Origin of the sequence: Paraburkholderia sp. EB58 (genome assembly GCF_050436665.1) — a bacterium.
In the GTDB taxonomy this organism is placed as follows: domain Bacteria; phylum Pseudomonadota; class Gammaproteobacteria; order Burkholderiales; family Burkholderiaceae; genus Paraburkholderia.
The window spans coordinates 238,715-251,691 of sequence record NZ_JBNDMQ010000006.1 but is presented as its reverse complement, the minus strand read 5'-3'; the positions used below and the strand labels follow the sequence as shown (position 1 = coordinate 251,691).

Annotated in this window: 13 protein-coding genes; 7 read left to right on the top strand and 6 right to left on the bottom strand. The window is 61.3% G+C overall.

Translation table 11 applies throughout. The features are described 5' to 3' along the window. Positions 1-45: 45 nt before the first annotated feature. A complete protein-coding gene (tcdA, locus tag P3T40_RS11715) occupies positions 46-909 on the bottom strand; it encodes a tRNA cyclic N6-threonylcarbamoyladenosine(37) synthase TcdA (RefSeq protein ID WP_429267846.1) in 864 nt (287 codons plus the stop codon). 343 nt (positions 910-1,252) lie between these two features. On the opposite strand from tcdA, the gene pdxH reads away from it, so the two are divergent. The 3 genes from pdxH (at position 1,253) to P3T40_RS11700 (ending at position 4,553) form a co-directional block, all read left to right on the top strand. After that, a complete protein-coding gene (gene pdxH, locus P3T40_RS11710) occupies positions 1,253-1,894 on the top strand; it encodes a pyridoxamine 5'-phosphate oxidase (protein WP_429267845.1) in 642 nt (213 codons plus the stop codon). 150 nt (positions 1,895-2,044) lie between these two features. Next, complete coding sequence (locus tag P3T40_RS11705; protein ID WP_429267844.1) at positions 2,045-3,259, top strand: class I SAM-dependent methyltransferase; 1,215 nt, start codon at positions 2,045-2,047, stop codon at positions 3,257-3,259. Between the two features lie 73 nt (positions 3,260-3,332). Next, positions 3,333-4,553, top strand: a complete 1,221-nt coding sequence (locus tag P3T40_RS11700; protein WP_429267843.1) for a DUF72 domain-containing protein — start codon at positions 3,333-3,335, stop codon at positions 4,551-4,553. A gap of 70 nt (positions 4,554-4,623) precedes the next feature. Here the strand turns inward: P3T40_RS11700 and msrA are convergent, their stop codons facing one another. Next, positions 4,624-5,172 carry a peptide-methionine (S)-S-oxide reductase MsrA gene (gene msrA / locus P3T40_RS11695; protein WP_429267842.1) on the bottom strand — a complete coding sequence of 183 codons (549 nt, stop codon included), beginning with the start codon at positions 5,170-5,172 and terminating at the stop codon, positions 4,624-4,626. A gap of 263 nt (positions 5,173-5,435) precedes the next feature. Here msrA and P3T40_RS11690 point away from each other — a divergent pair, with 263 nt between their 5' ends. Continuing rightward, a complete protein-coding gene (locus P3T40_RS11690) occupies positions 5,436-5,945 on the top strand; it encodes a flavin reductase family protein (protein ID WP_429267937.1) in 510 nt (169 codons plus the stop codon). Positions 5,946-5,999: 54 nt separating this feature from the next. Here the strand turns inward: P3T40_RS11690 and P3T40_RS11685 are convergent, their stop codons facing one another. After that, positions 6,000-6,515: an Lrp/AsnC family transcriptional regulator gene (locus tag P3T40_RS11685; RefSeq protein WP_429267841.1), complete on the bottom strand. Its 516-nt coding sequence runs from the start codon at positions 6,513-6,515 to the stop codon at positions 6,000-6,002. Positions 6,516-6,646: 131 nt separating this feature from the next. Between P3T40_RS11685 and kynB the strand changes: the two genes are divergently transcribed. Genes kynB through kynA form a run of 3 tightly spaced genes read left to right on the top strand, consistent with a single transcriptional unit; the run spans position 6,647 to position 9,553 of the window. Beyond that, positions 6,647-7,294, top strand: coding sequence for an arylformamidase (gene kynB / locus P3T40_RS11680; protein ID WP_429267840.1), 648 nt, complete (start codon positions 6,647-6,649; stop codon positions 7,292-7,294). A 26-nt stretch (positions 7,295-7,320) separates the two neighbouring features. After that, positions 7,321-8,571, top strand: a complete 1,251-nt coding sequence (kynU, locus tag P3T40_RS11675; protein ID WP_429267839.1) for a kynureninase — start codon at positions 7,321-7,323, stop codon at positions 8,569-8,571. A 10-nt stretch (positions 8,572-8,581) separates the two neighbouring features. Beyond that, on the top strand, positions 8,582-9,553 hold the full coding sequence (gene kynA, locus P3T40_RS11670) for a tryptophan 2,3-dioxygenase (protein ID WP_429267838.1): 972 nt from the start codon (positions 8,582-8,584) through the stop codon (positions 9,551-9,553). Positions 9,554-9,671: 118 nt separating this feature from the next. Here the strand turns inward: kynA and P3T40_RS11665 are convergent, their stop codons facing one another. Genes P3T40_RS11665 through P3T40_RS11655 form a run of 3 tightly spaced genes read right to left on the bottom strand, consistent with a single transcriptional unit; the run spans position 9,672 to position 12,604 of the window. Continuing rightward, complete coding sequence (locus P3T40_RS11665; RefSeq protein ID WP_429267837.1) at positions 9,672-10,532, bottom strand: DUF3658 domain-containing protein; 861 nt, start codon at positions 10,530-10,532, stop codon at positions 9,672-9,674. Beyond that, the gene (locus tag P3T40_RS11660) at positions 10,533-11,876 is read right to left on the bottom strand and encodes a hypothetical protein (protein ID WP_429267836.1); all 1,344 of its coding nucleotides are present in this window, start codon (positions 11,874-11,876) and stop codon (positions 10,533-10,535) included. Next, complete coding sequence (locus P3T40_RS11655; RefSeq protein ID WP_429267936.1) at positions 11,870-12,604, bottom strand: DUF6531 domain-containing protein; 735 nt, start codon at positions 12,602-12,604, stop codon at positions 11,870-11,872. Before P3T40_RS11655 ends, P3T40_RS11660 begins: the two co-directional genes overlap by 7 nt. Between the last annotated feature and the right edge of the window lie 373 nt (positions 12,605-12,977).

The window sequence follows — 12,977 nt, the reverse complement described above, 5'->3', positions numbered from 1 at the left end:
CGCGTGGTCGCGTCTAAGCCGCCCCACCCCACCTCAGCACCTCACTCACCCCGCCGCGCGCTGCGCCAGCGCGCGCAGCACATGAGCGGCGGCGGCAAAGCCGAAGCTCGCCGTCACGCACACGCTTGAACCGAATCCTGCGCAGTTCAGCCCGACCGGCCCGGCATGCCCAGGCGACGTCGTGACGTGCTCGGCTTCCTCATCGATGTCGCAAACGGCCACTTCCGGGTAAATCAACGGCTCGTCCGAATACACCGCGCTCACCTTGAACTTCGCCTTCGGACCGCGCGGGAAGCCATGCTGTTTGCGCAATTGCGCGCGCACCTTCGAGAGCAGCGGATCCTGAATCGTCAGCGCGAGATCGTCGATGCGGATGCGCGTTGGATCGAGCTGACCGCCCGCGCCGCCTACCGTGATCAACGGCTGCTTCTTTTCGACACACCATGCGATCAGCGCGGTCTTGGTACGCACGCTGTCGATTGCATCGATCACGTAATCGAAGCCACCGTCCAGCACCGCAGCAAAGTTGTCCGGCTCGATGAAATCCTCCACCAGACGCACGTCGCATAGCGGGTTGATCTGCGCGATGCGCTCAGCCATCGCTTCGACCTTCGGCTTGCCGTAGTTGCCGTCGACCGCGTGGATCTGCCGGTTCGTGTTGCTTTCCGCGACGTTGTCGAGGTCGATCAGCGTGAGGCTGCCCACTGCGCTGCGCGCCAGCGCCTCGGCCACCCACGAACCGACGCCGCCGATCCCGATCACCGCCACGCTGGCACGTTCGAAGGCGGCGAGCGCCGGCGCGCCATACAGCCGTGCGATGCCGCCAAACCGCCGCGCATGGTCCGCCGCTTCAAAGCCGCCGGGGCCGGTAGTAAGATCGGAAGGCGCGGTGGAGCTAGGTGTCGACATGGTCAGGGGCTCGTCGGGACCGGACAAAAGGCCGGCAAAAAGCGGGGTAAAGAAGCGGATAAAAGCAAACGGGCGTAAAAAGCAAACTGTGAACAAACTGCAACGCAAGCTACGAAGCAAACTACAAATCAGACAAAAACTGTCGAGCCTCAAGCATATTGCATTCGGAAACACAGCCGTGAGACACAGGCATGCGCCAATCCGCTATTTTGCCTGATCGCGTCATAACAGACGCGGAAGCCCTGCGTGAGCCTTGCGCTCAAGGCCCGCGCAGTTGTCACGCCGCACGCAGGAAATTTCTTCCTTAGCTATACTGGCCAAACTGTAGTGTTCGCATAAGAAGATGACCTCACTCGCCGAACTTCGGAAAAACTATTCGCTGGGTTCACTGGACGTGGCCGACGTCGACCGCAATCCGTTCCGTCAATTCGACGCGTGGTTTGCGCAAGCCGTCGACGCCAAACTACCCGAGCCGAATACGATGACGCTCGCCACGGTCGATTCGCGCGGCCGGCCGTCGGCCCGGATCGTGCTCATCAAGGGCGTCGACGAACGCGGGTTTATGTTCTTCACCAACTACGAAAGCCGCAAGGGCCGCGAACTCGCGGACAATCCGCACGCGAGCCTGCTGTTTTACTGGATCGAACTGGAGCGCCAGGTGCGCATCGAGGGCACCGTCGTCAAGGCGAGCGCCGCCGAAAGTGACCAGTACTACGAATCACGGCCGCTCGGTTCGCGCATTGGCGCATGGGCGTCCGAGCAAAGTCAGGTAATTGAAAGCCGCGCAGTACTCGAAGCGCGGGAGAAGGAAATCAGCGCGAAATACGGCGAGCATCCGCCGCGGCCGCCGCACTGGGGCGGTTATCGCCTGATTCCCGAGGCCATAGAATTCTGGCAAGGTAGGCCGTCGCGTCTGCATGACCGGCTACTCTATACACGTGCGGTAGAAGGTGGCGACTGGCAGATCGCCCGGCTATCGCCCTGAACATATAACAACGCCGGCGCGCCCGACCTGCCATAGAAGCAGCGCGCGCACCGGCAAGGTCGTGCGGCCATCGAGGCATCGGAGTCACGCCACGGCACGCAGCGACCTGACAAGCTTTGCTTTGTATTTCATCGGACACGGAGAAATCACATGTTCTGGGAGAAGAAGCTGGCGCAGTGGGTGGAAGACGTAAAAACCAAGGCGAACCTGCCAGCACGCCTTGTGCTATGGGATGGACAGCAACACGACTTTGGGCAGTTTGCCGCGCCCCAGGTTACGTTGCACGTGAAGAGCGCGACAGCGCTGCCTTACCTGCTCGAACCGAGCCTCGACAATCTGGGCGAGGCGTACGTGAAGGGCAAGATCGACATCGAAGGCAAGCTGTCGGATATCATCAACATCGGCTATTCGCTCGCCCGTAACACGGTTACGAGTGCCAGCAAGCTAGCGCGCGTGCGACGCTACTTCAATCACTCGAAATCGTCGGACAAGAAGGCCATCCAGTACCACTACGACGTCTCGAACGAGTTCTACAAGCTGTGGCTCGACGAGAACATGGTGTACTCGTGTGCGTACTTCGAGAATGGCGATGAAGATCTCGCCACCGCACAGATCAAGAAGATCGACCACATCCTCACCAAGATTCAGTTGCAACCCGGCCAGCGTCTGCTCGACATCGGCTGTGGCTGGGGCGCGCTCGTGCTGCGGGCGGCATCGAAGTTCGGGGCGAAGTGTGTGGGCGTGACGCTGTCGCAGAACCAGTTCGATCTGGCCACTGCGCGCGTGAAAGCTGCCGGTCTTGAGGACAAGATCGAGATCCGTCTGCAGGACTATCGCGACGTGCAAGGCCAGTTCGACCGCATCACGAGCGTCGGGATGTTCGAGCACGTGGGCCGCAAGAACCTGCCGGGCTACTTCCAGAAAATCCGCGACCTGCTGGTGGACGACGGCATTGCGATGAACCACGGCATCACGTCGAGCGATTCGGACAGCGGCGAAACGGCGCTCGGCGGCGGTGAATTCATCGACCGCTATGTATTCCCGGACGGCGAACTGCCGCACATCAGCCTCGCGCTCGAAGCGATGCAGCGCGGCGGCCTCGAAGCAGTTGACGTCGAAAGTTTGCGCCGTCACTATGCGCACACGCTCGACATCTGGGCGGAAAACTTCGAAAACCGCGCGGACGAAGCACGCACGCTGGTCGACGACGAGAAATTCCGCATCTGGCGCGTGTATCTGGCCGGCTGCGCGTATGCGTTCGAAAACGACGACGTGTCGATCTACCAGGTGGTGTGCCGCAAGGCCGGCCGCAGCGCGAAGACGTTGCCGTGGTCGCGCCGGTATATGTACGACAAAACGCTGTAACGCAGTTGCGCCGGAGCACAGCACCGCCGCGCAGCCGCTCCGGCGCAACTTTTGACAGCAGAACAAGAAATCGATGGACCAAGGCGGAGCAAACGAAATCCCGTTGCTGACGGATGCAGCGGCGCACCAGCCGGACCTTGATGCCGGGCAACTGGATTTGTTCGGTATGCCGGTGGGCAACCCCGAGAGTGGCGCGGCAAGCGGCAATGGCCGGGCGGGCGGCCCCGCTGCTGCGAAAAGCCTCAAGGAAACCGAGCCGGCCGATCCTGCCGCCGCCCCGCCTAAAAAGCGCCGCACCCGCGACGTCCTCCCCGCTGAACCTTCCACCGAAGTCCTGGAGATCGCCCGCGCGCTGCCGCCACAGATCCATCTAGGCACCTCGACGTGGTCATTTCCGGGCTGGAAAGGCATCGTCTACGGCGACGACTACAGCAACAGCAAGCTGTCGCGCGATGGCCTCACCGCTTACGGCGCGCATCCGGTGCTGCGCACGGTCAGCATCGACCGCTCGTTTTATGCGCCGCTCACCGTCACCGACTATCTGCGCTATGCGCAGCAGGTGCCGGACCACTTCCGCTTCATCGTCAAAGCGCCGGCGCTCGTCACGGACGCCACCGTGCGCGCCGAGCGCGGCGAACCGGTTTCGCTCAATCCATGCTTTCTGAATGCGCAACTGGCCACCGACGAGTTTGTGCAGCCCTGTCTCGACGGACTCGGCACGAAGGCGGGCGCGCTGGTGTTCCAGTTCTCGCCGTTGCCGGATCAGATGCTGGCGGACCCGGCTGGCTTCATCGAGCGACTTGCTGAGTTTCTGGGCGCGTTGCCACGTTTGCCGGAGGGCACCTGGTATGCGGTTGAGATTCGCGATGCGTGCCTGCTGACGCCCCGCTTCATCCGGACGCTGAAAGCGGCCGGTGTGCGCTATTGCGTGGGGCTGCACGCGCGCATGCCCGACCCGCTGCGTCAGACGGCTGCGCTCGCGCTGCTCGATGGCGAACCGGCCGGCCCGTTGATCGTGCGCTGGAGCTTGCACAGCGGCTTCAAATACGAACAGGCGAAGGCGAAGTACGAACCGTTCGACCGCCTCGTCGACGAAGATCCGGGCACGCGCATCGCACTAGCGGAGCTGGCTGCGCGTTATGCGATCGCGGGCCAGCCGGTCGTGATTGCCGTGAACAACAAGGCAGAAGGGTCGGCGCCGCTAAGCTGCATCAAACTCGCGCGGGCGATTGTCGACGCCTACGCGCGGTTGATGGATGAAGGGTCGAGCGTCGAGCCGGATGAACCTGCTTGACGCGCGAGCGCGCCGGGCACCGCCTGCGACGACCCGAGTCCTGCGTGAAGCGCGCCGGCCCCGCTCGCGCTCAGCTCGCCTTCACCCGATGCGCGAACTTCTGACGAAACTTCGCCACCTTTGGCGCCACGACGACCGAGCAATAGCCCTGGTTCGGGTGCTGCGCAAAATAGTTCTGATGATAGGCTTCGGCCGACCAGTAGTTGCCGTCGAGCGGCAACACCTGGGTAACGATCTGCCCATCGTAGATACCTTCGGCTGCGACCTCGCGGATGGCCTGCAGCGCCGTCTCGCGTTGCGCTTCCGAGTGTGTGAAAACCACCGAGCGGTATTGCGTGCCGACATCGTTGCCCTGCCGGTTAAGCTGGGTCGGATCGTGGATCGCGAAAAAAATATCGAGAATTTCGCGGTAGCTAATCGTGGACGGATCGAATTCGACCTTCACGACTTCCGCGTGGCCGGTGTCGCCGTCGCACACCTGCTCATAGGTCGGACGCTGGGTCTGGCCGCCCGCGTAGCCCGACTCCACGGCGCTGACGCCCTCGACGCCGAGAAACACCGCTTCAAGACACCAAAAACATCCGCCGCCGAGGGTGGCGACTTCAACTGTCTGAGTCATGCTGCCTGCTCCTGATTGATTGCCGCCCGCCGTTGTGCGGGGCCACGTCGCGCCGCCACTCATCGCACCCAATCTCGCGGCATCTGCACGTTCGACGCATGAAACGGGCCACGTCAGCGCGACGGCCAAGGTTCGCGGCCAGTCCGCCCGCGATTCCGTTAAAATTGGGACAAATCGCCGATTTTCTACATGACTTTCGAATCAAGTTATTCCCATCGCGGCCGCCACGTGGCCACCCGGCCAGCCCAGTGGACCTGCGTCCGATGAAGCGCGCCAGTCCGCCCAACTTCGACCAGCTCGCCTTCAAGAAGGCGCTGGGCCAGTTCGCCACCGGCGTCACCGTGATCACCACGCGTGCCGCGTCGGGCCAGTTGATCGGTATCACGGCCAGTTCTTTCAACTCGGTATCGCTGACGCCGCCGCTTGTGCTGTGGAGCCTAGCCACGCGCTCGGCGTCGATGCCGGCGTTCCAGGCGAACAGTCATTATGTCGTCAACGTGCTGGCCGCGACGCAGCTCGACCTGTGCAAGCGTTTTGCGACGGTGAAGGGCGACCGCTTCGAGGGCGTCTCGCACGCGGCGGGCGATTCCGGCATGCCGGTGCTCGACGGGGCGCTAGCGTGGTTTGAATGCCACAATCGCAGCCGCTACGTGGAAGGCGACCACGTCATTTTTGTGGGCGAGGTGGAACGCTGCGGGGTCAATGAGAATGCCGGAGACATCGCGCCGCTGGTGTTCCAGAACGGGCAATTTCACGGGCTGAAGCCGCTGTAGGCGGCGCCCGGCAGCAATAAGGCCCGCGACCGGGCCCCATCCCCAACCTTTCCTTCAGTCGCCCGCGACCACGCTGCCTCGGGACGCCGCCGCGGCCACCAGTGCCACCGGCACGCCGGAATCTTCCTTAAGCGTCTGCAGCACGATATTCGAGCGGATATCCATCACTCCGGGCGCCTTGTACAGCCGCTCAAGCACGAAATCCGAATAGTGTTTGAGGTTGTGCGCGAGCACCCGCAGCAGATAGTGGGTTTCGCCCGTCACCACGAATGCGCCGACCACCTCCGGCCAGTCGCGCAACGCCTCGGCGAAGCGCTCGTGCCAGTTTTGCTGGTCGTTGCGCATCGACACCTGCACGAACGCCTCCAGTTCGAAGCCCAGCACCTCGCGGTTCAGGCACGCCCGGTAGCGTTCGATGACACCCTGCTCCTCCAGCAAGCGCAGCCTGCGCAGGCAGGCCGAAGGCGAGAGCGAGATCCGCTCCGCCAGGTCGAGATTGCTGATCCTTCCTTCTTGCTGAAGCACCGTCAAGATACGGCAATCGGTGGCGTCGAGCGAGATCGCGTTCATATTCGGTCTCCCTTTCCTCTTTGAATCAAATTATGTTCCAAGAGAGACCAAAAAACGAGATTTTTTCGCAAGCACATTTCATGACGGGCCGCCTATCATTCCTGCAATAGACTGGAAGAGACAACGGAGACATGAATACCCTCTGGGATATCACCCCCGCCATCGACACCGCGACGCCCGTCTGGCCGGGCGATACGCCGGTCGGCATCGAGCGCGTCTGGCGCATGGAAGCCGGCTCGCCGGTCAATGTCGCCCGGCTCACCCTGTCACCGCACACCGGCGCGCATACGGACGCCCCGCTTCATTATGACGCCGAGGGCGCCGCCATCGGCGCGGTGCCGCTCGACGCCTACCTGGGCCGCTGCCGCGTGATTCACTGCATCGGCGCAACGCCCGTCGTCACGCCAGCGCAGGTGGCCGGCGCGCTGGAGGGCGTGCCGCCGCGCGTGCTGCTGCGCACCTACGAGCGCGCTCCGACCACGTCATGGGACAGCGCATTCTGCGCGGTCGCACCCGAGACGATCGACCTGCTCGCGGCGCACGGGGTCAAGCTGATCGGCATCGACACGCCGTCGCTCGACCCGCAGGACTCGAAGACGATGGACGCGCATCACCGGATCCGCGCCCACCGGATGGCGATTCTCGAAGGCATTGTGCTGGACGCCGTCGCCCCCGGCGACTACGAGCTGATCGCGCTGCCGCTCAAGTTCGCCACGCTCGACGCGAGCCCGGTGCGCGCCGTGCTGCGGGCGCTGCCCGCGACCGCCCACAACACCTGATCACCCAATTTTTTGACTGGACCATCATGAACAACCGTGACGAAGCCGTAGCACTCGACCGGGACGACCCGCTGGGTTCTCTGCGCGACCAGTTCGCGCTGCCGACGACCACCATCTACCTCGACGGCAATTCGCTCGGCGTGCCGCCGGCCGCAGCCGCGCAACGTGCGCAGACCGTGATCGCCGCCGAATGGGGCGAAGGACTGATCCGCAGCTGGAATAGCGCGGGCTGGTTCGCGCTGCCGCGCCGCCTCGGCAACAAGCTCGCGCCGCTGATCGGCGCGGCGCACAACGAGGTCGTCGTCACCGATACGATTTCGATCAACCTGTTCAAGCTGCTCTCGGCCGCCGTGCGGCTCGCGAACCAGCGCGACCCGAAGCGGCGCGTGATAGTCTCCGAACGCTCGAACTTTCCGTCGGACCTGTACATCGCACAGGGGCTGATCGAGCAGCTCGACCGGGGCTACGAACTGCGCCTCGTCGACGATCCTTCCGAACTGCCGGCGGCGATCGGCGACGATACCGCAATTGCGATGATCACTCACGTGAACTACCGCACCGGCTACATGCACGACATGGCGGCCCTCACCAAGCTGATTCACGATAAAGGCGCGCTGGCGCTGTGGGATCTGGCGCACTCGGCGGGCGCCGTGCCGGTGGATCTGAACGGCGTGGGTGCGGACTACGCGGTGGGTTGCACTTACAAGTATCTGAATGGCGGCCCGGGTTCGCCGGCGTTCGTCTGGGTACCGCACCGCCATCAGAATGAATTTGCGCAACCGCTGTCGGGATGGTGGGGCCATCGCGCACCGTTCGAGATGGCCCCGGTTTACAAGCCCGATGACGGCGTAGGCCGCTTTTTGTGCGGCACGCAGCCGATGGTGTCGATGGCGCTGGTCGAATGCGGACTGGATGTGTTCCTGCAAACCGATATGCAGGCGATTCGCCAGAAATCGCTGGCGCTCACCGATCTGTTTATCGAGCTGGTCGAATCGCGCTGCGCCGAGTTTCCGCTCAAGCTCGTCACGCCGCGCGATCACAAGCAACGCGGCTCGCACGCGAGCTTTGAACATCCGAACGGTTATGAAGTGATGCAGGCGCTGATTGCGCGTGGCGTGATTGGCGACTATCGCGAGCCGCATGTGTTGCGCTTCGGTTTTACGCCGTTGTACACGCGCTACGTCGATGTGTGGGACGCCGTTGAAACGCTGCATGAGGTGCTCGTCAAAGAGACCTGGCGGGCGCCTGAATTCGCCGCTCGCGGTGCGGTGACCTGAGGAGCGCGCGATGACCGATCATATGCAAACGCCGTTGATTCCTGGTTCGATGGAAACGTCCGGTGCCGCGCCGGCGCAAGGGGGTTGTCCCTTTGGTCACGGCAGCGGCAGCGTCGCCACGGCTCACGCGGCTCATGCACCTCACGTGCCGCCAGCAGATGACGACGGTTGGCACAACGCCCAGCTCGATTTTTCGAAATCGATGAGCTACGGCGACTACCTGTCGCTCGGCTCCATCTTGTCCGCACAGCATCCGCTCTCGCCGGATCACAACGAGATGCTGTTCATCATCCAGCATCAGACCAGCGAACTGTGGATGAAGCTGGCACTGTATGAGCTGCGTGCCGCGCTCAATGCGGTCCATCGTGACGAGTTGCCGCCTGCGTTCAAGATGCTGGCGCGAGTGTCGCGCATCATGGAGCAACTGGTGCAGGCCTGGAGCGTGCTGTCGACGATGACGCCCTCCGAATACACGGCGATGCGGCCGTACCTTGGAAGTTCGTCCGGGTTTCAGTCGCATCAATACCGGCAGATCGAATTCCTGCTCGGCAACAAGAACGAGCTGATGCTGAAGCCGCATGCGCATCGGCCCGAGGTGCTTTCGGAAGTGAAGGCCACGCTCGACGCGCCGTCGTTCTATGACGAAGTGATTCGCCTGCTTGCGCGGCGCGGGTTTGCGATTGCGCCGGAGCGGTTGGAACGGGATTGGACCCAGCCGACCACGCACGACGCGTCAGTGGAAGCGGCGTGGCTCGAGGTCTATCAAAATCCGTCGCGGCACTGGGAACTGTATGAGATGGCCGAAGAGCTGGTCGATCTGGAAGATGCGTTTCGGCAGTGGCGCTTCCGCCATGTGACGACGGTTGAGCGGATTATCGGCTTCAAGCAGGGCACGGGTGGGACAAGCGGTGCGCTGTATCTGCGCAAGATGCTCGACGTGGTGCTGTTTCCGGAGTTGTGGCATGTGAGGACGATGCTTTAGGTGTCCCGCCTGAGAGATAAACGCTTAGGACTTCGGCCTCGTTACGCATGTGGCAGAAACGACCAGCGTCAAATCGCGGTAAAGAAAGAGGCGCCATGTATCGCGCCTCATTCGTCCGTCACTTGTCTTGCACCTGACCACCAGCCTGCGGCAAGCGAACTTCGCTGCACCCCATCTTCCTCAAGTTCCCGACCGACTCGATCAATCCAAGTTCGACAAGTCGTATTACTCGCTGACAATAAAACACGTCGACCGCACCGCTGACGCGAGCGTCGTTGTCGCTCATCGCGGAATAAATGACTCGCAGCACCTTTCGCCAGTTGTGCGACACATTTTGCATGATCGCCGCATCGATACTTTGCAGTTGCGCCTCAGTCAACTGACTCACCAACTCCTGTTGCGCCGCGGTTAGAGGCGGGTATTCTGAAACATCGTCATGGCTAACCGGATCTTCGTTATCCGGAACGTCGATACCCAGCATGCGTTGGATCGAAGCTTTGGAAACGACGGGGGAGGCGTGCAACCATGGCAGCTTGTCGCCATCCTCGACCCTCACAAGGTCCTCCTGGGCTACGTCAAACCTCCCCAATCTGGCCGCGCAATAGGCTCGTGGCAGATACGCCGAGTCTGCGTAATAGAGATCGCCACTCGACTCTCCAATTTCGATGCATCGGCTTAGGTACCGAATTGCGAGCGCGAAGTCTTCTGTTTCAAGGAGGGACTGGCCAGCAAAAAACTGCATTTCATCGTCATCGCCGTTTTCCGCCGCACACCGCACCAGAATGCCGGAGGCTTCGGCAGTGCGGCCGTATGCTCCAAGGATATGCGCTTTGCGCAGTTCGAAATGAGACCGGTATGGTGCATTGTTCGGGCTAGATATCTCAGCGTCAATGAAAGCGACTGTTTCATCGAGGCTCATCCCTTTTGTAGCACGAGCGAGCCGATCAAGCGCCTCTCGCAATTCTTGAGTATTTCGCACTTAGAATCCTCCACATCTTGCAGGCATACATGAGCGCATGCACGTTTTCCATTTTCCTGTCCAAACTCGCGGTTGGTTGAAATCGCCGCTCGCACGCGTGCATGTGTCCGTACACGCTGCGCGTTCTTCTGCACAACTGTCGGCACACTTCGTCGCGCCCAGCATGGACCTCGGTGCGGGGAGCGGGTTCAAGGTCAAATCTGAGACTGGTTGATCCTGGCCACGATCTACCCCACTGTAGTACAGCTTCATTGCGTCACCTTGTGCTGCCCACAGATAGCACGATGCGCAAACCGGTTCGATGTCCGTCGATGAAGTTGACTGCGAAGACTGCAGCGATCCTGGCAGGGACGGAAACGCGATCGCGACGCCTTTCTCGTAGCTGGCAAGCCACTGGTCTATCTGGTCGCTGCTGACCGCCAGTTCTGGACCATTACTTGTTGCAAGCGTCGCGGTACGCGACACCACCCGGCCGTCAGGGGAATAGCCATAGGTCACCTTGAACAGGCGCGACAGCGCATCGTTGGAGGAGTTTGCACTTACGACATACCAGAAGGTACTCACGCGCCCACGGGAGTCGTAAACGGGGTTCGCCTCGAACCCGGCTCCGTCAATAACGATGGCCCTGTGTGCCGTATCGCGAACAGGCACACGGTAGTATTGCCCGGAAAGTCGCTCGTTAAGCTGGCGCAGATTGCCAGTCTGATCGCGCGTGATCCACCATTGGGCGGTCACGACACCATTCTGCGAAAGCTGGGCGAAGGTAACCCGGTTCGACGAATCATAGGTCATCCCAGAAGTCTTTACCTGGCCGCCTGCTGTGGACGCATTGAATCCATTTGAGCCTGTCGGATCGTCGGTCGTGAGTTCACTTGTGCCAGTCACATTGCCGCTTGCGTCATACGTGAATGCACGCATCATTCCCGGCGATGCAATGAGCGACGGCCTGAGGGTCGTCGCGTCGGCATAGCGTATCGAGAGCGTTGTTATACCTGAGGCAGTTTGAGTAACCGACTGAATCGGTCGACCAGCATCATCGTAGGCGTATGCAACGCTGTCGCCGTTCCCGGTCTTTTGCGTCAGCAGATGACCCGACGCATCCCAGGTCACGCTGCCTGTGCCCGACGTCGAGTTGATAACGGTGGGCCGCTGCATGCCAGCGATCAGGGAGGAGGTCAACGAGGTCGAACCCTGACTGTCGCTGAGGGTAGTCGTTCCACTGCCATACACGAACTGGACATTTCGCGTCGTATCCGGGTGACTTACCGCCGTGGCTCGCCCCTGCGAATCGTAAGTCCATGTGGCGATACGAGAGCCTGTCTCATCAACGACACCGGTCAGCAATGACAGGAATCGCGGGTCGTCGTAAACATAGCGGCGAACATTTCCGTCCGGCCATGGGTGACCGCACCGGTCGGGTCGGTCATCTGTGTGATTCGCCAGTGCGTGTCGTAGCCAAAGCGAAGCGTGAGATCAAAATTGGGACTCGTGGAGGCAGCGTGCGCGGTCACGGAGATAAGCAGCCCTGGCGAGGGAGCAATACTCGCTGGCGTGCTTGAATCGCTGTATGTCAGCGTAGTAGTCGTACCGGTACGCGTACTCACCGATAGCAGGATGCCCTGAGCCGAATATGATTCGGTGGTTTCGGTAGTAAGGTCCAGCAGCGTCCACGACGACGAACCTTGTGTCAAAGTCAGAGACGAGCCGTCCACCGGACGCCACACGCCAGCGGTTTTATTGAACGTGACGCGGTTGCCGTCAGCCCGATATGCAACAACCTGCGGCAAATTGCCGGTCGCATTCGCCAGACCAAGCTGCTTCTGCCAGTTGTAAAACCACGCCGCACCAATGCCAGAGTCCGTTCGAATAAACGGCGACGACCGGTAAGTGCGGCTGAACACTAACGGCGTATCGTCACCGCTCACGAAGTCACTTTCGGAGATCGTGGTTACACCGTTGGCAGGCAGGACGGGGTCTGCGGCCGCGCAATTCTTGTCGGGATCGACTGGGGCAGGCGTACCACACCAACTCTCTATAAGTGGCTGGTCATTGCGACAACCATAGCTCCCCATTCCCGAAGGCGTGTTCGAAGTCACAGTCAGGATGCACTGGGGCGTCCCGGGCGTAGCGCCAGATTTGCCGTACAGACTGAGACAGCTCGAGTCGCCTCCGTCCGCGTTCGCGCCGAAGGCGACGAATAGCGAAGCGAAAGTGACTAGGAGATGACCCAGCATTTGATCTGGCCCGTGGTGTGATTTTGGAATTTTCATTTAAGCCCCCTTTGCAATGCGCCGCTGAAATTCGCGAAAAGGGGGACAGTGCATCGCACAATCGAAAGGCGATATAGGAAAACTCCGAAATTGCTGCCAGGGCGGCATACGCCGACCAAGGTAATCACGTAAAACGTTGCAGAAGTGAAGGGCGGGACGTGAAGCTGAATAAAGA

What these genes read in the sequence shown, in the direction of transcription:
- kynU (WP_429267839.1), top strand. Translation starts at nt 7,321, where the DNA reads ATGAACAACCGTGACGAAGCCGTAGCACTCGACCGGGACGACCCGCTG.
- msrA (WP_429267842.1), bottom strand. Translation starts at nt 5,172, where the DNA reads ATGACTCAGACAGTTGAAGTCGCCACCCTCGGCGGCGGATGTTTTTGG.
- P3T40_RS11655 (WP_429267936.1), bottom strand. Translation starts at nt 12,604, where the DNA reads ATGGGGAGCTATGGTTGTCGCAATGACCAGCCACTTATAGAGAGTTGG.
- kynA (WP_429267838.1), top strand. Translation starts at nt 8,582, where the DNA reads ATGACCGATCATATGCAAACGCCGTTGATTCCTGGTTCGATGGAAACG.
- P3T40_RS11705 (WP_429267844.1), top strand. Translation starts at nt 2,045, where the DNA reads ATGTTCTGGGAGAAGAAGCTGGCGCAGTGGGTGGAAGACGTAAAAACC.
- P3T40_RS11690 (WP_429267937.1), top strand. Translation starts at nt 5,436, where the DNA reads ATGAAGCGCGCCAGTCCGCCCAACTTCGACCAGCTCGCCTTCAAGAAG.
- P3T40_RS11685 (WP_429267841.1), bottom strand. Translation starts at nt 6,515, where the DNA reads ATGAACGCGATCTCGCTCGACGCCACCGATTGCCGTATCTTGACGGTG.
- pdxH (WP_429267845.1), top strand. Translation starts at nt 1,253, where the DNA reads ATGACCTCACTCGCCGAACTTCGGAAAAACTATTCGCTGGGTTCACTG.
- tcdA (WP_429267846.1), bottom strand. Translation starts at nt 909, where the DNA reads ATGTCGACACCTAGCTCCACCGCGCCTTCCGATCTTACTACCGGCCCC.
- P3T40_RS11700 (WP_429267843.1), top strand. Translation starts at nt 3,333, where the DNA reads ATGGACCAAGGCGGAGCAAACGAAATCCCGTTGCTGACGGATGCAGCG.
- kynB (WP_429267840.1), top strand. Translation starts at nt 6,647, where the DNA reads ATGAATACCCTCTGGGATATCACCCCCGCCATCGACACCGCGACGCCC.